Origin of the sequence: Amycolatopsis mediterranei, from assembly GCF_026017845.1 — a bacterium.
GTDB classification, from domain to species: domain Bacteria; phylum Actinomycetota; class Actinomycetes; order Mycobacteriales; family Pseudonocardiaceae; genus Amycolatopsis; species Amycolatopsis mediterranei.
In genome coordinates this window covers 5988401-6008057 of sequence record NZ_CP100416.1, presented here as the reverse complement: position 1 = coordinate 6008057, position 19657 = coordinate 5988401, and the positions used below count along the sequence as shown (strand labels likewise).

The window sequence follows — 19657 nt, the reverse complement described above, 5'->3', positions numbered from 1 at the left end:
ACCTGCACCAGGCGGGTGGGGTCTTTTGCATCTCGCGCCGCCGGGTGCCCGGCGAGCAGGCTGGCAGCGTGAACTTCCCTGTCCCGCTGACCGCGGAGTGCGTGCTGACCGGCTCGGCGGGCGACCTGGCCGCCGCTCGCCGGTTCACCCGGCTCGCCCTGCTGGCCTGGACCGCCGGTGCCGCCATCGACGACGCGCTGCTGGTCGTCACCGAGCTCGCGGCCAACGCGCTGCGCCACGGCTGCGGTGACCCGGTCCTGCGGCTGAGCGTGGACGGCGCGGATGTCCGCATCGAGGTCTTCGACGACAACCCGGCGCCCCCGGTGCGGCGTCCGGCCGGGCCCGACGGCGGCTGGGGGCTCCCCCTCGTCGACCGCCTGTCCTCGGTGCGGGGGACCGCGCGCCACGGCCGCGGGAAGGTGGTCTGGTGTGTCCTGCCCGCCGCGGCCGCCGAGCTCGCGGGCTGACCCGCCGCCGGTGGCCGTGCCGGGCGGGCGGCGATCCGGCAGAGTTGCCGCATGGACGACGACCGGTTCCGCCTGTTGGTGCAGGGAGTACTGGACTACGGGATCTTCATGCTCGACACCGGGGGCCGGATCTCGACGTGGAACGCGGGGGCGGAGCGCATCAAGGGGTACACGGCGGCGGAGATCGTGGGAAAGCACTTCTCGGTGTTCTACCCGGCCGAGGACGTGGCGGCCGGAAAGCCGGCCCGCGCCCTCGAGGTCGCGGCCGCACAGGGGCGGCTGGAGGACGAAGGGTGGCGGCTGCGCAAGGACGGCACCCGGTTCTGGGCGAACGTGGTGATCACCGCGCTGTTCGACGAGCAGGGGCGGATGCGCGGGTTCGGGAAGGTCACCCGTGACGTGACCGAACGCCGCACGGCCGAGCTGGCGCTGCGGGAGAGCGAGGAACGGTTCCGCCTGCTCGTCCAGAGCGTCCAGGACTACGGCATCTTCATGCTGGACACCGGCGGGCACATTTCGAGCTGGAACACCGGCGCCCAGCGCATCAAAGGGTACGCGGCCGAGGAGATCATCGGGAAGCACTTCTCGGTCTTCTACCCGGCTGACGACGTGGCGGCCGGGAAGCCGGCGCGGGAGCTGGAGATCGCCGTCGAACAGGGGCGGCTGGAGGACGAGGGGTGGCGGCTGCGCAAGGACGGCACCCGGTTCTGGGCGAACGTGGTGATCACCGCGCTGTTCGACGAGCAGGGCCGGCTGCAGGGCTTCGGGAAGGTCACCCGCGACATGACCGAACGCCGCAACGCCGAGCAGGCCCTGCGCGAACGCCGCCGGCTGGTCGGGCACCTCGTCGAGGCCCAGGAGGTGGAGCGGCGCCGGATCGCCTGGGACGTCCACGACGAGTCGATCCAGTCCATGGTGGCCGTCGGCATGCGCCTGCAGCTGCTGGCCTCCCGGCTGCCGGAACCGCACGCGAGCGCGGTCGGCAGCCTCGACGAGTCGGTCACCGCCGCGATCGCCCGGCTGCGCGGCCTGGTCTCCCGGCTGCGGCCGCCGGAACTCGACCGGCACGGCCTGGTGGAGGCGGTCACGGCCTACACCGACGACGTCGCGGGCCGCTGGGGACTGGCGCACGAGGTGCGGGACGAGCTGACCGCCGAGCCGTCGCCCGAAGCGGCGATCACCGTGTACCGGATCTGCCAGGAGGCGCTGAGCAACGTCCACAAGCACGCGCGCGCCACCCGGGTCGGCGTCACGCTGTCCACAGTGGACAACGGAACCCTGGTGCGGATCAGCGACGACGGCGTCGGGACGGCCGGCGGCGACGCCGGCACCGGCCACTTCGGGCTGGTCGAGATGCACGAGCGCGCCGAAGCGGCGCACGGCTGGCTCTCCGTGGACAGCACACCCGGGGTCGGCACCGTCGTCGAGTTCTGGCTCCCCCTGCTGCCCGACGCGACGGAGCTCGAACCGTGACCGAACTGAGCGTGCTGATTTCCGACGACGACGTGATGATCCGGGACGTCCTGAAGGAGGTCCTGGATTCCGAGGCGGACATCGCCGTGGTCGCGGTGGCCGGCGACGCGGACGAGGCGATCCGGCTCGCCGAGCGGCACCGGCCCGCGGTCGCCGTCCTCGACGTCCGGATGCCGGGCGGCGGCGGGGCGCGGGCGGCCCGCGAGATCGCCCGGCGCAGCCCGGGCACCGCCATCCTGGCCTTCTCCGCCTACGCCGACCGGGCCTCGATCGCCGGGCTCGCCGCGGCCGGCGTCACCGAGTACCTGGTGAAGGGCGTGCCGAACGCGGCGATCGTCGAAGCCGTCCGGCGGCTGGGCCGTCAGGCGGCCGGGTGAGCGGTCACGGCACCGGCCGGACGTTCGCGACGCTGTCGAAGTCGGTCGGCAGCAGGGTGAACAGCCGCCGCACCGCGCGGGACCGCCCGGCGTCCACGGTGAGGCGGGCCCCGGCCGCGTCGGCGAGCAGCTGGGCGCGCAGCAGCGAGTTCAGCCCGGCGACGGAGAAGAACGTGACGCCGGCCAGGTCGATGACGAGTTCGCCGAGCTCGCCGTGGACGTGGTCCTGCAGGAGCACGTCGAGGCGGCGGGCGGTGCCGAGGTCGACCTCGCCGGTCACCTCGACGAGCAGGGTGCCGGTGCCGGGGGAGCGCAGGCGCACGGACATGTGGCCGCCGGCGGTCAGCCAGTCGGTGGTGAGCTGGTGGTCGGCCGAGCGTGGTTCCGGAACCATCGCGGCACACCCTTTCATCGGGCAGCTTCATCGGGCAGCGGGAGCGGACCGGACGTGGCGGGACGGGGGATGCCCGACATGAGGCAGCCTGCCGGCCCGGGCGCGGGAACGTCCGGCAGCGGCTGACGGCTCAACCGTGAGCCTTCAGCATAGTGCATCTGCACTAGATGGACCATCGGGTGTAACCGGATGGAGAGCGAACCGGTGGATTGTGGACAACGGTGTCGCAGCCGTCGAGCCGGGCAGGAGGGCCGCATGCCGACCACGGTCGTCAACCTGAAGGGGCACCGGGACGATCCGGACTACGCCGACGTCGTCTACGTCGGGCGGGCCATGCACCGCGGGGGCTGGCACCTCGAGGGGTCGAAGCTGGCCAGCCCGTTCCGGCCGGGGCCGGACGGCACGCGCGAAGAGGTGGTCGCGCGGTACCGCGCGTACCTGCTGGCCCGGCCGGACCTGCTCGCGCTGCTGCCCGGGCTCCGCGGCCGCCGGCTCGGGTGCTGGTGCGTCCCCGAACCGTGTCACGCGCAGGTGATCGCCGAGCTCGCGGATAACGGGCCGTAACGAAACGCACCCCCTCTGCGAGTAATCTGACACGAGGGGGTGATCGATGGTGCACGCGCGTCGGCTCGGGGGCTTCGACCAGGCCGAACTGCCCGCGGCTCACCGGATCCGGTGGTGGCTGGCGGCGGTGGCGGCCGGGCTCGTCGCGGCCGGTTTCGCCGTCGTGCCCTACCTGCCGTTCTTCCAGGCCTGGACGTTCGTGCGCGACCCGAAGGTCGCCACCGTGATCACCTGGACCGTCCTGCAGACGTCCGTGGTGCTCGTCTCCGCCGTCCTGACGCTGTACTTCGTCGGCAAGGCGCGGCTGGAGGCCGCCGCCTACCGGGCCAACCAGATCGACATCCGGGTGTTCGTCGACGAGCGGCCCGAAGGCAGCCACGACCGCGAGATCGACTCCGCCGTCGAGCTGACCGCCACCTTCAAGCGGTTCCTCAACGACTCCCGCCTCTACACCCCGACGCCGGTCCCGGGTGCCGGCAGCTCCTACGACTTCCTCCAGATCGTCGAGCACGCCGGCGATTCCGCGGACGGCTGGTGGAAGGCCGTGACCAAGCTGATCCGGCTCGCCCAGCCACCGGCCGCGTTCACCGTCACCGGCACCGTCCGGCCCGGCAACACCCCCGGCCGCCACCAGCTCATCCTGGAACTCGTGCGCGTCCCGCGCTTCGCCGCGAGCCCGCTGGTGATCGAGGACGCGAACTGGCCGCGCGTGCTGCACCGCGCCGCCAACTCGGTGGCCGCGCTGGTCATCCCGCGCAGCGCCTACGTCCGCACGAACATCCACTGGGCCGCCTGGCGCGACGCGAAGATCCCGTGCGAGCTCTTCGACGCCTACCAGCGCGCCAACCACTTCATCGCCTACCGCCGCTACGACGAGGCCCTCGCCGAGTACTACCGCGCGATCAGCCTCGACCCGGCCAACGTCTACATCAGACTCGAGATCGCCGCCCTGCAGGAACAGCTGGACCTGCACCTCGACGCGCTCGCCACCTACGACGACGTGATCACCGTCTGCAGCCGGGGCCACCCGCGGCTGGCCCGCTGGTGGATCGGCCCCGACTTCGCGCGCCAGCCCCGCCACGCCGGCCGCGACCGCGACGTGGCCCTGCTCATCGCCCGCTACCGGCACGCCCTCGTGCTCGGCCACGGCGACTCCGTGGCCGGGTCCTGGTGGGTGCGCCGCACCACCGCGGGCACCCCCGGCGACGCACGGGCGCAGCGCCGCGCCGAACTGCGGGCGGCGATCGAACTGCGCTTCCGCCGGTACATCGACCTCGACGTCCGGACCCGGCCGTACGCGATCCCGCGGGAGAAGCGGCTCGAGCTGCACCGGCGCGTGCTGCGCGCGCCGGTCGAGGAACTCCTGGTCAGCGCGGCGACCCCGGCGCAGCTGGCCGAGTACAACCAGCGCGCCGCGGAGATGCGGTCGTACTTCTGCGCGCTTTCGCAGTACGAGATCGAGCGGCTCATCGAGGACTACCGGCGGTTCGGCCGCCGCTGGCGCCGCAGCTGGCAGCAGCTGACCAACCGCGCGCTCGACCTGTCCCTGGTCTGGTCGGTGGTGCGGCGCGCGATGGCGGACGTCGAACCGGTCACCGGCGCGGTGCCCGAGCCCCAGCCCGCCTACCCGGGCAGCCGCGTCCGGCTGGCCGACGTCTGCCCGGACCGGCGCTGGCCGCCGGACCCGCGCGCGCTCGACGACACCGTCGAAGCGGCCGGGCCCCGCCGCTCGTGGGAAGAGTGCTACAACGCGGCGAGCGTGTACGCGGTGGCGATGCTCGAAGTCGGCCCGCACGGCGAACGCGACCTGCGCGACCGCGCGCGCAACCCGCGTCTGCTCGGCGAATCGCGGGACGAAGTGGCCCGCCGCGCGGTCCGGGAGCTCTACCACGCGGCGACGATCAGCCACAGCGGACGGCTGCCGGAGCGCCGGTCCTGGGTGATGGGGGAGGACCCCGACCTGGCGGCCCTGCGCGGGCACGAGCTGTTCCGGGTGTTCGAGATGGTGACGTTCTCCCCGGACCGCGCGGCGCCGCTGCGCCCGCAACGCGCCCACGTCTGGGAACAGGTCGGGTACGTCCGCCGGCTCGTCGCCGAGATCGCGGGCTGCCGGGCGCACTTCTGGCGCGGCCGCGCGCTCGACGAGGGCCCGCGGCCGGACGGACGCACCCTCGACCGCTGGCGCGCGGCCGACCGCGACGCCTGGCGGAAGCTGGCGAACCTGGCGGCCGGGAAACAGGACTGGTACACGCGCTACCAGGCGATCTGCGCGTTCCGCGAGTGGGCGGCCGAGTGCGGCTACCCGGGCTCGATCTCCGGATTCCCGCGGTATTGCGAGGAAAGCCTGCACGCCCAGCTGCGCGGGGCGGCGGGCCCGCGCGCGAAGACGGGCCTCGACGCGAACATCGTCGTCCGCGAGTACGTCCGCCTGTGCGACCGCCGCCTGGACCACCTGGTGGCGGACGTGGCGGAACTCGAGCAGACCCCGATGGCCGCGGACGACTTCATGGCCCGCGCCCAGCTGTGGGCGGCGCTGTGTTCGTGGTTCGACGACGACATCGCCGACGGCTCGTCGGCCGAGGAGCGCCGCGAGCGGTTCCGCAAGCTCGCCCGGCCCTAAGCCGGCCGCGTGTAGCGGTGCTTCACGCCGACCGGGAAGTACTCGGGGTCGCCCGCCGGGCGCAGGACGACGTCGGGCAGCTGCCGCTCCGCGGGGACGTAGTGCGCGAACTCGCTGTTCAGCCGCACCAGCTCGGCACGCACGGCGGCCGCGATCCGGGCGGGGTCGGCGGTGGCGCCCGGTGCCGTCTCGACGGTGAGGCGCAGCCGGCGGTCGCGGTCGGCGTCCTCGACCGACTCGATGACGAACTTGCCCGTCACCGTGTCGCTGATGCCGGGCTGCTCCAGGCCCACGGTGACGTTCTCCGGGTAGACGTTCGCGCCGAAGAACGACACCGTGAACAGCGAGCGGCCGAACACGTACACGAACGGCAGCTCCGGCCCCGGCGGCGGTGTGAAGCCGTGCTCGGCGCAGAAGGCGAGCAGCTCGGCGTGCGGCAGGAGCCCGCCGTCGTCGGCGATGTGGTAGCGGATCAGCGGGATGCCGCCGTCCGCGGTGAAGACGAGGGTGCCCTCGTGCACCTCGAAGAAGCGGCTCGCCGGGTCGTACTGCACCAGCGTCGGCAGGCGCGCGTCGCCGAAGACCTCGCGGGCCAGCTCCGGGCGGCCGGCGAGGAACCGCCGGATGCTCGCCGACACCGGGGTTTCGTTGCCGAGCACCCCCGCGTCGGCCGTGCCGTACAGCGACGCGATGTCGCGGACCGGGTCGGCGATCCCGGCCCGCCGGGTCACCAGCTCGCGCCACTGCTCGCTGAACACCTCGCCCGCCAGCACCAGCTTGATCGCGTACGCGGGCCAGTCGAGGCCTTCGGCCAGGCCGGTGTCGACGACGTCCTTGACGAACGGCGGGTAGCCCAGCAGCACCACCTGGTCGAAGTGCGGTGCGAGCTCGGGCAGCACCCGCAGGATCTCCGCCTTGTTGTTGCCGGGCGCCACGACGGTGATCGGGCAGCCCTTGGCGGCGAGGTGCCGCACGCACGCGGTGGTGAACAGGCCGCCCACCCAGGTCCCGAGCGGGAAGCAGACGACGGCGAGCGTGCGGCGCCGATCGGCGGCGAAGGCGCCGGCCAGCACCTGTTCGAAGCGGCGGGCGACGTGCAGTTCGTCTTCGAGCGCCCGCGGCCAGACGGTCGGATGGCCGCTGGAGCCCGAGGAGACGGCGATCATGTCGAGGTCGTCGAACGTGCCACCGCGGAGCAGTTCGGGCAGCGGATACTTCCGGTGGTAGCCGGCCTTGTCGGTGCGGGGCAGCCGCTCGAAGTCGGCCATCGTCGTGACGGTCTGCGGCTCGATCCCGTGCTCCCGCAGGAACTTCCGGTACGCGGGCACCGTTTCCGCGGTGCGGTGGAAGAGCGCGAGGACGGGGTTTTCCGACGGCGGTTCCGCGGCCCCGAAGAAGGTGTCGAACGCCTGCCGCACGCGCGTCTGCCGACCGAGGTCCATGATCGGAGCATAGCGGCGGCCGCGTGTCATGATGGGCGCCGTGAGCACCTCCGCCCAGGAGCACCCCGCCGGCGCGCCGTTGACCCTTTACCTGGTCAAACGGCTCGAGCTGGTGATCAGGGCCCTGCTCGACGACGCCCTGCGGCCGCTCGGGCTCACCACGCTGCAGTACACGGCGCTGACCGTGCTCGAAGCCAGCGGCGCGCTGTCCTCGGCGCAGCTGGCCCGCCGGTCGTTCCTGCGGCCGCAGACCATGCACGAAATGGTGCTGACGCTGGAAAAGCGCGGCCTGATCGCGCGGACTCCCAAAGCGGACAACAGACGGGTTTTGCTGGCCGGCCTCACCGACGCCGGACGCGCGCTGCTCGCGGGCTGCGCGCCGGCGGTCGGCGAGCTGGAGAACGCGCTCCTGGCCGACCTGAGCCCGGGCCAGCGAGCGACGTTCCGCGAAGGTCTGCAGCACGGCGTGACAGCACTCGGCGCGCTCTCGGGCCGGCGACGCGCACAGGAAGCCTGATGTCGGCGGAGGTATCGCTGAGCGGTCACCCGGACCATCGACCTCACCCGACTGGAGTCTCGATTCGGATTTGCCACTAGGCCGGAAGTGTGGTCGCGCCGGATGGCCCGTAGCAGGCGTGTGACCGGCGGCGTTGAAGGGTAAGTCCCAGGCCTGTTCTCACCGTGGAGGTTCGCCGACGTGACCCGGGCTCGCGAGGTGGGCGGCGCGTCCGTCGCCGCTCGCCGGCTGCTGATACTGGCGGGAGCCGTGGCGGGCTTCTGGCTGGTGTCCTGGCTGACGTCCGGCAACGCCGACGCGGCGCCGGGTAACCCGGCCACCGGAGATCCGATCGCGGCGGTGGTGGACGCGCTGGTCCCGCCGGACCACGGAACCCAGACGGCGAAGGTCTCTGTCGTGCCGCGGGGTGGGCCACAAGCTGCCACTCGGATCTCGCGACCGGGCACTGAGGCGGTGGCCGGCGCGGCTCCGCGGACGGTGCGGGCGGATTCGCGCACGGGGAAGGTGGCGGTGGCGCCTGTCGCTTCGAGTGCGGTCGTGGCGCCTGCGGCGGGGCGTTCGGCTGCGCCAGTGACGCGCGCTGTGGGGGCGGTTGCCGCGCCCGCCGCTTCGAGTTCGGCCGCCGCGCCGGTGTCACGGGTGGCGCGTTCGGCTGCGCCGGTGGCGCGTGTCGGGCAGGCGGTCGCTTCGCCGCTGGGCGAGACCACAGCGGCGGTTGTGGCGCCGGTGGCGGGAGTCGTGCGTTCGGCTGCGCCGGTAGCGCGTGTCGTGGGGGCGGCTGCCTCGCCCCTGAGCGAAACCGCCGCCGCTGTTGTCGCGCCTGTGGCGGGCACCGTGCGCGGCGCCGAGCCCGTCACTCGAACCGTGGGGGCTGTCGTCTTGCCGGTGACCGCGACTGCCGGCGCCGTTGTCGAGCCCGTGGTGCGTTCGGCCGTGCCGGTGCTCGAGCCTGTCTCACGTGCCGCCGAGGCGCTGCTCTCCCCGCTGACCAAGACCGCCGCGCCGCTTGTCGCACCGATCGTCTCTGCCGTCACCTCGCCCGTGAGCGGTCTCCTCGGCGCTCTGAGCAGTGCCGTCAAGCCGGTGAGCGGCCCCGTGCTCGGCGGTGCTTCTCCGATCCTGACCCACGTCCTCACCCCCGTCGCCGGCGGGGCCGGGCGGCCCGTTGTCGCTCGTGTGGCCGGCTCCGCCGTCCGGGCCGTGCTCCCGCTCGCCCGGGCGGTGACCACCCCGCCGCCGAACCAGCAGGTCGTTCCGACCGTCGTCGGCCGACCCGCGGCAGCCGTCGCGCCGGCGAAGCCGGTTGGCCCAGGCTGCGCCGCGACCGCCGCCGGTGCACACCGAGGCAAGGCTCAGCGCCAAGAGGCCCGGCTCGGCAGTCACCAACCCGGGGAGACCCCGGCGCAGCCCGGCGCGCCCGTGCCCGCGTCCTCGTCCGATGTCGCCTCCGGCGGCGGCTCGAGCATCCCGCCCGCCTTCCTGACCGCGGGGCACGCTCCGCACCACTTCCGGGCGTCCCCCTGGACGCACGGGGACTTCGTGCCGCTGTGGCGGCCCTCCGAACCGGGCACCGGGCCCGGCTAGTCGCGTTCCGATCTTCCGCCGTCGTGTGCTCCGCGGCGCGATCCGCGCTGCCCGCGACCGTCGTACTCGAATCGAAAAACCACGCGTGGAAGAGGGAACGAAATGGAAGCGAGCGTGTTCGACCTGGGAAAGGTGCGAAGAGACGCGGTGGTCACCATCCGCCTGGACGCGATGGCCAACGTCAGGCTGCTGACCGCGGTCAACTTCCAGGCCTACCGGCGCCGGCAGTACTACCGGATGCACGGCGGGGTGGCCACCGCGCCGATGTTCAAGATCCACATCCCGGCCAACGCCCACTGGTTCCTGGTGATCGACGTCGAGGGCCTCGAAGCGCGGCCCCTGCGCCCGCGGGTGAGCGTCGAACCGGAAGCGGCCGTCACGACCCGGGGACCCGGCGCCCCCCGGTGAACGTCGCGGCCCCGGTCGCACGGTCGGGGCCGCCGCGGGGGATCTTCCCCCGCGTCGGCGGCCGGGTGCCGGGGTACCCGGCCCGGATGCAGACGTTCCTGCCGTGCGCCGACTTCACCGCCAGCGCCCGCACGCTCGACCGCCGCCGCCTCGGCAAGCAGCGCGTGGAGGCGCTCCAGGTGCTGCGCGCGCTCGTGATCCCCGGCTACGGCTGGCGCCACCACCCGGCGGCGAAGATGTGGACGGGGTACGAGGAGGCGTTGACGCGCTACGGCCTCGAGGTCTGCGCGGTGTGGTGCGAGCTGGGCGCGGCGGACACGTGCGCGGTCAAGCTGGGAGAGGAGTTCACCCGATCGGTGGGCGGTCCCGAGGTCCGGACGCAGGCCGAGCTCAAGGCGGCGGGTGACGTGCCGCCGTGGCTGGGCGACGAAGCGCTCCACCGCAGCCACCAGTCGGCGCTGGTGCGCAAGGATCCGGACCACTACGGCACGCGGTTCCCGGGGGTGCCGCCGGACTTGCCGTACGTGTGGCCGCCATCGGACCGCCCGAGCCGGACGGCTTGAGCCGACGCGCACCTGCCTGAAGTCGCTCGGCGCGCCGGATCCGGTGCAGCTCCGGGGCGCCGAGCGAGGCCGCTCGGTGGCCTGGGTCAGGGGCGGTTGCGCGCCGCTCGAAGCTAGCGCCCTCGGCCGCCGTGGGTGAGGGCTGCCGCGAGCCGCGCGAAACCTGCTGCTCGGCCATCCCGCGCTGCCGCGAGCCGCACCGCAACTCCACCGAAATCCCAGCCGAACCCCCACCGGACCTGCGGCGTCACTGGTCCGCACCCGCGCCCGCACCGACCCTTCGGCGGATTTACAACGTTGTACCAACGATGTAAAAAAGTCCCTGCCCGGCTCGCCCGCCGTTGGAAGGGGCCACCGATGTCCTCCCGAGAACGCGATCACCTCACCCGCCGTGACCTGCTCCGCCTCGCCGGGGGCACCGCCGCCGCCGTGGCCGCCGCCCTCTGGCTGCCCGAGACGGCCGCCGCGGCCGCCGGGACCACCACTGCCGCCGGGACCTTCAGCCCGATCCGGCCGCCCGCCACGCCGCTGATCGTCCGCTCGCCCTACCTGTCCACCTGGCAGCCCGCCGACACGCTCCCCGGCACCTGGTCGAGCTTCTGGACCGGCCACATCACCGCCCTGTGCGGCCTCGCGCGCATCGACGGCGCCGCCTACGTCTTCGCCGGGGCACCCGCCCTGCCGTCCGGGCCGGCCCTGACCCCGATGACGCAGGTGAGCCTGCAGGTCACCGGCACCCGCTCGACCTACCTCCTCACCGGCGGCGGGGTGAACCTCACCGTCACGTTCTTCTCCCCGGTCGACCCCGCGAACCTGCAGCGCCAGTGCGTCCCGTTCGGGTACGTCACCATCCAGGCCGCCAGCGCCGACGGCCGCGCGCACACCGTCGACCTGCACTTCGACACCTCCGCCGAGTGGGTGCACGGCAACACCGCCACCCCGGTCACCTGGCAGCAGCAGCAAGCGAACGGCTACACCCTCCTCAGCTGCACCCCGGCGAACCCCGCCGTGCTGCAGGAAAACGGCGACCAGGCGAGCTGGGGCTCGCTCGTCCTGGCCGCGCCGGCGGCCGGCGTCAGCTGGCAGATCGGGGCGGACACCGTCGTGCGGGCCGCGTCGGCGGGTCAGGGCGCCCTGAACAACACCAGCGACACCGCGCAGCCACGGGCGATCAACGACCGCTGGCCGGTGCTGGCCTTCAACAAGAACCTCGGCACGATCCCGGCCGGTGGCACGGCGACCCCGTTCACCCTGGCGATCGGGCACGTCCGCACGCCCGCCGCCCGCTACCTCGGCACCGAGCTGCGTCCCTGGTGGACGCACTACTGGGGCAGCTGGCAGGACATGGCGGTGTGGTTCGCGAACGACTACGCCGCCGCGCTGTCGGCCGCCACCGCGATCGACCAGCGGCTGCACGACGACGCCGTCGCCGCGGCCGGGGGCGGCGGCACCGGCGAGCACTACGCCGGGATCTGCGCGCTCGCCCTGCGCCAGGCGTTCGGCGGCACCGAGCTGGTCGACCGGGGCGGCGCGCCCTGGGCGTTCCTCAAGGAGATCTCCTCCGACGGCAACATGTCCACAGTGGACGTCACCTACCCGGCGTTCCCCGCCTTCCTGTACCTCTCGCCCACCTACCTGCGCCTGGTACTGGAGCCGCTGCTCGACTACGCCGAGCGCGGCGGCTGGCCGATGGCGTACGCCGAACACGACCTCGGCGCGCACTACCCGGACGCGACCGGGCACAACGACGGCAACGAAGAGAGCATGCCGGTCGAGGAGTCGGCGAACATGCTGATCATGGCGGCCGCGCTGGTGCAGCGGCTGCCGTCGGCGGAGGCGGCCTCGTTCGTCACCGCGCACTACCGGATCCTGCGGCAGTGGGCGGAGTACCTGATCGCCAACACCCTCGACCCCGGCTTCCAGAACCAGACCGACGACTTCACCGGCTTCATCGCCCACAGCGCGAACCTCGCGCTGAAGGGGATCGTCGGCATCGGCGCGATGGGCATCATCGCCGCCGCGGCCGGGAACCCGGCCGACGCCCAGCGGTATCGCTCGACGTCCCGCAGCTACGTCAGCCAGTGGGTGACGCTCGCCGAAGACGGCCAGCACCTGCGGCTCGCCTACGACCAGCCCGGCACGTGGAGCCTGAAGTACAACGGCTTCGCCGACCGCGTGCTCGGCCTCGACCTGGTCCCGCTCGGCGTCGCGGCGCAGGAAGCCGCCTGGTACCAGGCCCGTGCGGGCGCCCACGGCGTCGTGCTCGACCCGCGCAACAACTACACGAAGGCCGACTGGGAGCTGTGGACCGCGGCGTGGCTGGCCGACCAGCCGAACATCCGCACCACGCTCGTCGAGGGCGTCTACAGCTACGCGAACACCACGCCCCAGCGCGTGCCGTTCAGCGACTGGTACGTGGTCGCCGACGCCAACCAGCGCGGCTTCCAGGCCCGCCCGGTCGCCGGCGGCTACCTGGCGCTGCTGACCCGCCCGGCCGCGTCGACGACAGTGTGGCGGAAGCTGCAGAACCAGCGGTCGGGCAAGGTGCTGGCCGTCTCGAACATGTCCTTGGCCGACATCGCCGAGGTGACGCAGTGGGCGGACAACGGCACCGCCGACCACCTCTGGGCCGTCGTGGACAGCGGCGACGGCACGGTCCGGATCGTCAACCGCAACAGCGGCAAGGTCCTCGCCGTGCACGACCAGAGCCTCGACAACGGCGCCCACGTCCAGCAGTACCAGGACAACGGCACCCCCGACCACAACTGGCGGATCGTCGACGCCGGCGGCGGCTGGTCGAAGCTGGTCAACGTCCGCAGCGGCAAGGTGATGGCGGTCGACCAGCAGTCCACGGCGGACGGCGCCCAGGTCACCCAGTGGGACGACAACGGCTCGCCGGACCACCTCTGGCGGTTCGTCTGACGCCGTTTGCGACACTGGCGCGGTGTGCGCCGACTTCACCCGGATCCGCCGCTTCCTCGAGGAGCGCGACCCGCCGACGCCGTGCCTGGTCGTCGACACCGACGCCGTCGCGGCCCGGGCGGGGGAGTTCGGCGCGGCGTTCCCCGGCGCGCTGATCCGGTACGCGGTCAAGGCCAACCCGGCGCCGCCGGTGCTCGACGCGCTGGTGGCGGCCGGGATCGGCTTCGACGTGGCCGGTCCGGCGGAGCTCGAGCTGTGCCTCGGCCGCGGCGCCGCCCCGGCGGAGATCGCCTACGGCAACCCGATCAAGAAACCGCGGGAGATCGCCTTCGCGTTCGGACGCGGCGTCCGGGAGTTCACTTCGGACGCTCCCGCCGACGTCGACCACCTGGGCCGGTACGCGCCGGGCGCGGCGGTGTCGATCCGCGTCGTGCTCGACGCGCCGGACTCGGCGACGCCGTTCGGCCGGAAGTTCGGCTGCGCCCCGGCCGAAGCCCTCGACCTGGTGCTGCGCGCGGCCGCGCTGGGGCTGCGGCCCGGGATCGCCTTCCACGTCGGCTCGCAGCAGCCGGACGTCACCGCCTGGGGGATCGGGGTCGCCACGGCGGCGAAGCTGTTCGCCGAGGCCGCGGCGCACGGCGTCGAGATGACGCGGCTCAACCTCGGTGGCGGCTTCGCGACCGCCCACCGCACCGCCGTCCCGTCCCTGGCCGCGTACGCGGCGACGATCGCGGCGGCTCTCGACGCGGCCTTCCCGGCCGGGCGCCCGGAGCTGCTGCTCGAGCCCGGCCGTGTCCTCGTCGCGGACGCCGGCCTGCTGCGGACCGAGGTCGTGCTGGTCGCCGACCGGGGCGAACGGCGCTGGGTGTACCTCGACATCGGCCGCTACAACGGCCTGGCCGAGGCCGAGAACGAAGCGATCGCCTACCGTTTCGAGCCGGTGGGCTGCCACGACGGCCCGAGCGGGCCGGTGGTGCTCGCCGGTCCCACCTGCGACGGCGACGACGTGCTCTACCAGCGGACGCGGTACGAACTGCCCCGCTCGCTGCGGACCGGCGACCGGCTCGACGTGCCGGGCACCGGGGCCTACACCGCCAGCTACGCGTCGGTGGGGTTCAACGGGATCGAGCCGCTGCGCACGTACTGCGTCGGGCGGTGGGGAGATGCAGATGCCTGACGTCGGCCGGTTCACCGGGCGCCACGTGCTCGCCGAGCTCCACGGCGTCGACCCGGAGCTGCTCGACGACCCGGAGCGGCTCGGGGAGCTGCTGCGGGCCGCGGTGACGGAAGCGGGCGCGACGGTCCTCGACGTCGTGGCGCAGCGGTTCGCACCCCAGGGGGCCACGGTGATCGCGCTGCTGGCCGAGTCGCACGCGTCCGTCCACACCTACCCCGAGCACGGGTCGCTCTTCGCCGATGTGTTCACCTGCGGGGAACGCGCCGATCCCGAGCACGCTCTGCGGCTGCTGGCGACCTCGCTGCACGCCGCTTCGGTCCACCTGTCGGTCCTCCACCGGGGAGAACGCTGATGCCCCTGATCCACGAACCGGTCGGCGACGGCCTCACCCGCGTCTGGGAGGTCGGCGACGTGCGGTTCCACGAGCGCACGCCGTACCAGGAGGTGCTGATCGGGACGACGGCGCAAGGGGTTTCGCTGTTCTGCGACGGCGAACGCCAAAGCACCGAAGCCAGCCAGCTGGTGTACCACGAAGCTCTGATGGTGCCCGCGCTCCTGCTGGCCGAGCGGGTGCGGCGGGTGCTCGTCGTCGGCTCGAGCGAAGGGGTCGCGAGCCGGCTGGCGGTCGCCGCCGGCGCTTCGCTGGTCGACCACGTGGACATCGACGCCGACGCCGTCCGCGCCTGCGCCGAGCACCTGCCCTACGGCTACACCCCGGCGGAGCTGGCGCGGGCCGAACGCGGCGACGGGCCGGTCCGGGTGTCCTATGCGGACGGCTGGGCCTTCCTCGCCGCGGCCGAGAGCCGGGGCGAGCACTACGACGTGATCGTGATCGACCTGCCGGACGAGAACACCGACCCGGACGCCCAGCACAATCGCTTGTACGGCACGGACTTCCTCGCCCGCTGCGTGCGCCTGCTGGCGCCGGGCGGGGTGGTGACCTGCCAGGCGGGCTGCCCGACGCTGTGGCGCAACGAGACGCTGCGGGCGTCCTGGCGGCGGTTCCGGGAGGTGTTCGGCGCGGTGCTGTACTTCGGCTCCGACGAGCACGAGTGGGCGTTCCTGTCCGGCCGGGCGGACCCGGTCGAGGACCCGGGCGCGCTGGTGGCGCGGCGGTTCGCGGAGCGGGGGAGCGGGGCGGCGACGCTGGACGCCGAAGCGCTGCTGGGCGGGTGCACCCCGCCGCGTTCCCTCCGCGTCGGTGGTCTGAACCAGCCGTCTTGACCTTCGATTCCCCGAATATCGAGCCCCGGGAAACGTGAATTAGCGGGAAATGGATTTCCCGCGCTCGGTGCGTGTTCGTGTTACTCCATTCAGTGGCCGTCGAAAAGGTTGCGATCGCGCTACGATCCTCTCCGCGCGCGATCATCATCACCACCAGGCACCGTGGCCCATTTGGAGGAGCGTCATGCTCGGTATGTCGGTCGTAGGCGCATTGATTCTGTCCACCCTCGTCGCTCCCGTCGATGCCACGGCGGATTCGGCCCCGAGCGAAAAGATCACGCTCGACATCAAGACGATCAACGGCTCCGGCTGCCCGGCGGGCACGGCCACCGCGTCGGCGGACGTCGCGTCCGACAACACCTCGTTCACGGTGCGCTACACGAACTTCACCGCGAAGGCGGGCGGCGGCGTGTCCGCCCTCGAAGGCCGGAAGAACTGCCAGATCAACGTGCTCGTCCACGTGCCGCAAGGGTTCACGTACGCGATCGCCGAGGTGGAGTACCGCGGCTTCGCGCACATCGAGAGCGGAGCGAGCGCGCTCGAGCAAGCCAACTACTACTTCACCGGGACGTCGCCGACCGCCCGGGTGCGGCACACCTTCCCCGGCCCGTTCCACGGCGTGTGGCGGGCCACCGACACCACCGACGTGGCCGAGCTGGTGTTCGCCCCGTGCGGGGAGAGCCGCAACCTGAACATCAATGCGGAACTGCGGGCGGACGCCGGTTCCTCGTCCGGCGGCAGTTACATCGAAATGGATTCCGAACACGCGAGCGTGGACACGATTTACCACTTCGCGTGGAAGACCTGCTGAATTACGGCGGTCATTGTCGAGGCGCCCGCTCACCGACTGAGGGCTTTGGGCCGGTGAGCGGGTTTGCCGTACCCTTTTGCCCGTACCCTCAGACGTGGGTGACCAGTAACGTCACGCCCGCTTCCTCACCCGCACCGTGGCTCGCGGGCCCTTCGGCGGCTGGTTCTCGTTCGTCATCGCTGCCTCCCTCGCGCCCGCCCGGTTCTCCTCGAGCCGGATCTACCTCGTCAGTCGACGAAGCGGCGGCCGAGGTTCTCTCGGGAGAAGAGTGAGACGCGGATCACGCGAGAGGGTGACCGGCGATCAGCTCGGCGCCGCACCGCGTTCGGTCTCGGCGCTCGGCGCCAAGCGGCACCGGCGTTCGAACCGCTCCATCAGGACGGTAGCGATCAGGACGGCCACTGGGGTGCTCACCGCGATCCACATGTAGGGAGAGCTACCCAGGCCCGCGCGCTCTCAATCGCCCGCGGACAGCCGGGTGATCAGGTCCAGCAGGCCGGCGCGGAACGCGTCGTCGTCGCCGAGCCCGCCGAGCAGCGCGGGTTCGGCCCGCACGGCCTGCTCGTGCACGGCCCGGCCCTGGGCGGTCAGCCGGGTCAGGTGGCGGCGGCCGTCGGCCGGGTCCGTGGCCCGGCTGACGAACCCGGCCTTGGCCAGGCGGTCGAGGGTGCGGCTCATCGTCTGGTCGGTCACCTGGCAGCGCTGGGCCAGCGTCCGCTGGGGGAGCGGCCCGTCCCGCAGGGTGTGCAGCGCGATGAGACCCGCGTGGGTGAGGCCCATGCCGTCGAGCACGGCCACCCAGCGTTGCTCCACCAGCCGTGCGGCCACGGCCAGCAGCCGGCCCGTCGGCCACGTGCCGAGGTCGGGTTCGGGGGTTGTGCTCACCATCACTCCGGGTCGTCGTGCAAAATGTTCAGCTTGCTGAACAATTGGGCGTGTTCGCGCTCGAAAGGACCTTAGCGACCATGAACGAGAACCCGCGCCGCCTCCGCTGGCTGATCCCGGCTCTCCTGGTGATCGCCTGGCTCGGCCTGGGTGGGTTCGGCGGCCCGTTCGCCGGCAAGCTCGGCGAGGTTGCGAAGAACGACAACGCCGCCTTCCTGCCGCGCTCGGCCGAAGCCACCGAGGTCGCCGACGAGCAGAAGGCGTTCAGCCCGCGCCAGGTGCTGCCCGCGACCGTCGTCGCCGAGCGCCCGAGCGGCCTGACCGCCGCGGACCGGCAGTTCCTCGAGGCCAAGGCGCAGGAGCTGAGCCGCGTACCCGGCGTGGCCGGCCCGCTGGGCAAGCCGGAGCAGGCGCCGCGGGACGACCAGGCCGCGCAGCTCGCCGTGCCGATCTTCGCCGAGGGCAACCCCGCCGACGTCGTCAAGGAGGTCCGGGCGCGCCTCGGCGGCGCCCCGGACGGCCTCACCGTGCTCGTCACCGGGCCGGCCGGGCAGATCGCCGACCTGGTCAAGGCCTTCGGCGGCATCGACGGCATCCTGCTGCTCGTCGCCGGTGGCGTGGTCGCGCTGATCCTCGTCGTGGTCTACCGCAGCCCGCTGCTGCCGTTCCTGGTGCTGCTCTCGGCCGTGTTCGCGCTCGGCCTGGCCAGCCTCGTCGTCTACTTGCTGGCGAAGCACGACGTCCTCGCGCTCAACGGCCAGAGCCAGGGCATCCTCTCGATCCTCGTCTTCGGCGCGGCGACCGACTACGCGCTCCTGCTGGTGGCACGGTTCCGCGAGCAGCTGCGTGACACGCCGAGCCGGTTCGACGCCCTGAAGCTCGCCTGGCGCGCAACGCTCGAACCGATCGCGGCTTCGGCGGGCACCGTCGTGCTCGGCGTGCTGTGCCTGCTCTTCAGCGACCTGAACTCCAACAAGGGCCTCGGCCCGGTGGCGGCGATCGGCATCGGCGCCGCTCTGCTGGCGTCCACCACGTTCCTGCCGGCCGTGCTGGCCCTGTGCGGCCGCGGCGTGTTCTGGCCGTTCAAGCCGGCACTGGGCTCGCCGCACCCGGAGACGGCCGGGATCTGGGGCCGGGTGGCGCGCCTGGTCGGCCGCCGGCCGCGCACGGTCTGGGTGGTGACGGCCCTGGTGCTGGGGATCGGCGTCGCGTTCCTGCCGCAGCTCAAGGCGTCCGGCACCGCGCAGTCGGACGTCTTCCTGACCGAGGTCGATTCGGGGACGGGCCAGGAGATCCTCGGCCGCCACTTCCCGGGCGGCCTCGGCGCACCCGCGATCACGATCGCCGACGCCGGCGCGCTGCCCGCGGTCCTGAAGGCGTCCACAATGGACGGAGTGGCGCAGTCCTTCCCGGTGCCCGGCCCCGGCGGCCGCCCGAAGGAGGTCGGCGGCCGCGTCCAGATCCTCTCGGTGCTGACGGATCCGGCGGACTCGGAGGCGGCGGTCGCCACGGTCGGCCGCCTGCGCGACGCGGTGCACGCCGTGCCGGCGGCGAACGCCAAGGTGGGCGGCCCGACCGCGATCCAGCTGGACACGCAGCAGACGTCCAAGCGCGACCGCGCGCTGATCATCCCGATCGTGCTGCTGGTGATCTTCCTGGTGCTGGCCCTGCTGCTGCGGTCGTTGCTCGCGCCCCTGCTGCTCATCGCCACGGTGGTGCTGTCGTTCGCGGCGACGATGGGCGTGTCGGCGCTGGTGTTCAACCACGTCCTCGGCTTCCCGGGCGCGGACCCGGTGGTGCCGCTGTTCGGGTTCGTGTTCCTGGTGGCGCTGGGGATCGACTACAACATCTTCCTGATGACCCGGGTGCGGGAGGAGGCACTGACCCGGGGCACCCGGGCCGGGACGCTGCGCGGGCTGTCGCTGACGGGCGGGGTGATCACCTCGGCCGGCGTGGTGCTGGCGGCGACCTTTTCGGCGCTCGCGGTGATCCCGATCCTGTTCCTGGCCCAGATCGCGTTCATCGTCGCGTTCGGCGTGCTGCTGGACACCCTGCTGGTGCGGTCGCTGCTCGTGCCGGCGTTGACCGTCGACGTCGGGCGGCGGATCTGGTGGCCGTCGAAGCTGGCGCGCGCGGAGGCGTAGGGGACCGGCTCAGGAGTCGCGGCGGGCGCGCGAGTCCACGCCTTCGCCGGTGAGGTACGCGGCCGTGCCGGTTCGGGTGAGCAGC

Annotated in this window: 18 protein-coding genes; 15 read left to right on the top strand and 3 right to left on the bottom strand. The window is 72.8% G+C overall.

Annotation, left to right across the window (positions count from 1 at the left end; genetic code table 11):
- The first annotated feature begins 68 nt into the window (after positions 1-68).
- From ISP_RS26885 to ISP_RS26875, 3 genes are read left to right on the top strand one after another with little or no spacing between them, the layout of a single operon-like run.
- Positions 69-467, top strand: coding sequence for an ATP-binding protein (locus ISP_RS26885; protein ID WP_230468370.1), 399 nt, complete (start codon positions 69-71; stop codon positions 465-467).
- A gap of 51 nt (positions 468-518) precedes the next feature.
- Entirely contained in the window at positions 519-1940 is a 1422-nt protein-coding gene (locus ISP_RS26880; protein ID WP_013226986.1) for a PAS domain-containing sensor histidine kinase, read from the top strand.
- On the top strand, positions 1937-2317 hold the full coding sequence (locus ISP_RS26875; protein WP_013226985.1) for a response regulator: 381 nt from the start codon (positions 1937-1939) through the stop codon (positions 2315-2317). The genes ISP_RS26880 and ISP_RS26875 overlap by 4 nt, the downstream gene beginning before the upstream one ends.
- Before the next feature lie 4 nt (positions 2318-2321).
- Here the strand turns inward: ISP_RS26875 and ISP_RS26870 are convergent, their stop codons facing one another.
- Positions 2322-2711 carry an STAS domain-containing protein gene (locus ISP_RS26870; RefSeq protein ID WP_013226984.1) on the bottom strand — a complete coding sequence of 130 codons (390 nt, stop codon included), beginning with the start codon at positions 2709-2711 and terminating at the stop codon, positions 2322-2324.
- Between the two features lie 255 nt (positions 2712-2966).
- Here ISP_RS26870 and ISP_RS26865 point away from each other — a divergent pair, with 255 nt between their 5' ends.
- Together ISP_RS26865 and ISP_RS26860 are read left to right on the top strand one after the other, a co-directional pair.
- Positions 2967-3275, top strand: coding sequence for a DUF4326 domain-containing protein (locus ISP_RS26865; RefSeq protein WP_013226983.1), 309 nt, complete (start codon positions 2967-2969; stop codon positions 3273-3275).
- A gap of 46 nt (positions 3276-3321) precedes the next feature.
- Positions 3322-5895 (top strand): tetratricopeptide repeat protein, encoded by a 2574-nt coding sequence (locus ISP_RS26860; protein ID WP_013226982.1) that lies wholly within the window; start codon positions 3322-3324, stop codon positions 5893-5895.
- On the opposite strand, the gene ISP_RS26855 is transcribed toward ISP_RS26860, so the two are convergent.
- Positions 5892-7337 carry a phenylacetate--CoA ligase family protein gene (locus ISP_RS26855; protein WP_230468369.1) on the bottom strand — a complete coding sequence of 482 codons (1446 nt, stop codon included), beginning with the start codon at positions 7335-7337 and terminating at the stop codon, positions 5892-5894. The genes ISP_RS26860 and ISP_RS26855 overlap by 4 nt on opposite strands.
- Positions 7338-7365: 28 nt before the next feature.
- On the opposite strand from ISP_RS26855, the gene ISP_RS26850 reads away from it, so the two are divergent.
- The 9 genes from ISP_RS26850 to ISP_RS26810 all read left to right on the top strand — a co-directional run bounded on the left by ISP_RS26850 (position 7366) and on the right by ISP_RS26810 (position 16543).
- Complete coding sequence (locus ISP_RS26850) at positions 7366-7854, top strand: MarR family winged helix-turn-helix transcriptional regulator (protein WP_013226980.1); 489 nt, start codon at positions 7366-7368, stop codon at positions 7852-7854.
- Between the two features lie 180 nt (positions 7855-8034).
- Entirely contained in the window at positions 8035-9438 is a 1404-nt protein-coding gene (locus ISP_RS26845) for a hypothetical protein (RefSeq protein WP_141748451.1), read from the top strand.
- Positions 9439-9552: 114 nt separating this feature from the next.
- A complete protein-coding gene (locus tag ISP_RS26840) occupies positions 9553-9846 on the top strand; it encodes a DUF1883 domain-containing protein (RefSeq protein WP_230468368.1) in 294 nt (97 codons plus the stop codon).
- 86 nt (positions 9847-9932) lie between these two features.
- Complete coding sequence (locus ISP_RS26835; RefSeq protein WP_014467217.1) at positions 9933-10409, top strand: MSMEG_6728 family protein; 477 nt, start codon at positions 9933-9935, stop codon at positions 10407-10409.
- A 357-nt stretch (positions 10410-10766) separates the two neighbouring features.
- A complete protein-coding gene (locus ISP_RS26830) occupies positions 10767-13331 on the top strand; it encodes a glutaminase domain-containing protein (RefSeq protein WP_013226977.1) in 2565 nt (854 codons plus the stop codon).
- A 22-nt stretch (positions 13332-13353) separates the two neighbouring features.
- Positions 13354-14508, top strand: coding sequence for a type III PLP-dependent enzyme (locus ISP_RS26825; protein WP_013226976.1), 1155 nt, complete (start codon positions 13354-13356; stop codon positions 14506-14508).
- The gene (gene speD / locus ISP_RS26820) at positions 14501-14860 is read left to right on the top strand and encodes an adenosylmethionine decarboxylase (protein ID WP_013226975.1); all 360 of its coding nucleotides are present in this window, start codon (positions 14501-14503) and stop codon (positions 14858-14860) included. The genes ISP_RS26825 and speD overlap by 8 nt, the downstream gene beginning before the upstream one ends.
- The gene (locus ISP_RS26815) at positions 14860-15732 is read left to right on the top strand and encodes a spermidine synthase (RefSeq protein ID WP_013226974.1); all 873 of its coding nucleotides are present in this window, start codon (positions 14860-14862) and stop codon (positions 15730-15732) included. The genes speD and ISP_RS26815 overlap by 1 nt, the downstream gene beginning before the upstream one ends.
- A 184-nt stretch (positions 15733-15916) precedes the next feature.
- Entirely contained in the window at positions 15917-16543 is a 627-nt protein-coding gene (locus ISP_RS26810) for a DUF4360 domain-containing protein (protein WP_013226973.1), read from the top strand.
- Between the two features lie 456 nt (positions 16544-16999).
- Here the strand turns inward: ISP_RS26810 and ISP_RS26805 are convergent, their stop codons facing one another.
- Complete coding sequence (locus tag ISP_RS26805; RefSeq protein ID WP_013226972.1) at positions 17000-17431, bottom strand: MarR family winged helix-turn-helix transcriptional regulator; 432 nt, start codon at positions 17429-17431, stop codon at positions 17000-17002.
- A gap of 77 nt (positions 17432-17508) precedes the next feature.
- Between ISP_RS26805 and ISP_RS26800 the strand changes: the two genes are divergently transcribed.
- The gene (locus ISP_RS26800; RefSeq protein ID WP_013226971.1) at positions 17509-19572 is read left to right on the top strand and encodes an MMPL family transporter; all 2064 of its coding nucleotides are present in this window, start codon (positions 17509-17511) and stop codon (positions 19570-19572) included.
- The last annotated feature ends 85 nt before the right edge of the window (positions 19573-19657 follow it).

What these genes read in the sequence shown, in the direction of transcription:
- ISP_RS26880 (WP_013226986.1), top strand. Translation starts at nt 519, where the DNA reads ATGGACGACGACCGGTTCCGCCTGTTGGTGCAGGGAGTACTGGACTAC.
- ISP_RS26870 (WP_013226984.1), bottom strand. Translation starts at nt 2,711, where the DNA reads ATGGTTCCGGAACCACGCTCGGCCGACCACCAGCTCACCACCGACTGG.
- ISP_RS26865 (WP_013226983.1), top strand. Translation starts at nt 2,967, where the DNA reads ATGCCGACCACGGTCGTCAACCTGAAGGGGCACCGGGACGATCCGGAC.
- ISP_RS26860 (WP_013226982.1), top strand. Translation starts at nt 3,322, where the DNA reads ATGGTGCACGCGCGTCGGCTCGGGGGCTTCGACCAGGCCGAACTGCCC.
- ISP_RS26855 (WP_230468369.1), bottom strand. Translation starts at nt 7,337, where the DNA reads ATGGACCTCGGTCGGCAGACGCGCGTGCGGCAGGCGTTCGACACCTTC.
- ISP_RS26850 (WP_013226980.1), top strand. Translation starts at nt 7,366, where the DNA reads ATGATGGGCGCCGTGAGCACCTCCGCCCAGGAGCACCCCGCCGGCGCG.
- ISP_RS26835 (WP_014467217.1), top strand. Translation starts at nt 9,933, where the DNA reads ATGCAGACGTTCCTGCCGTGCGCCGACTTCACCGCCAGCGCCCGCACG.
- ISP_RS26830 (WP_013226977.1), top strand. Translation starts at nt 10,767, where the DNA reads ATGTCCTCCCGAGAACGCGATCACCTCACCCGCCGTGACCTGCTCCGC.
- speD (WP_013226975.1), top strand. Translation starts at nt 14,501, where the DNA reads ATGCCTGACGTCGGCCGGTTCACCGGGCGCCACGTGCTCGCCGAGCTC.
- ISP_RS26815 (WP_013226974.1), top strand. Translation starts at nt 14,860, where the DNA reads ATGCCCCTGATCCACGAACCGGTCGGCGACGGCCTCACCCGCGTCTGG.
- ISP_RS26810 (WP_013226973.1), top strand. Translation starts at nt 15,917, where the DNA reads ATGCTCGGTATGTCGGTCGTAGGCGCATTGATTCTGTCCACCCTCGTC.
- ISP_RS26805 (WP_013226972.1), bottom strand. Translation starts at nt 17,431, where the DNA reads ATGGTGAGCACAACCCCCGAACCCGACCTCGGCACGTGGCCGACGGGC.
- ISP_RS26800 (WP_013226971.1), top strand. Translation starts at nt 17,509, where the DNA reads ATGAACGAGAACCCGCGCCGCCTCCGCTGGCTGATCCCGGCTCTCCTG.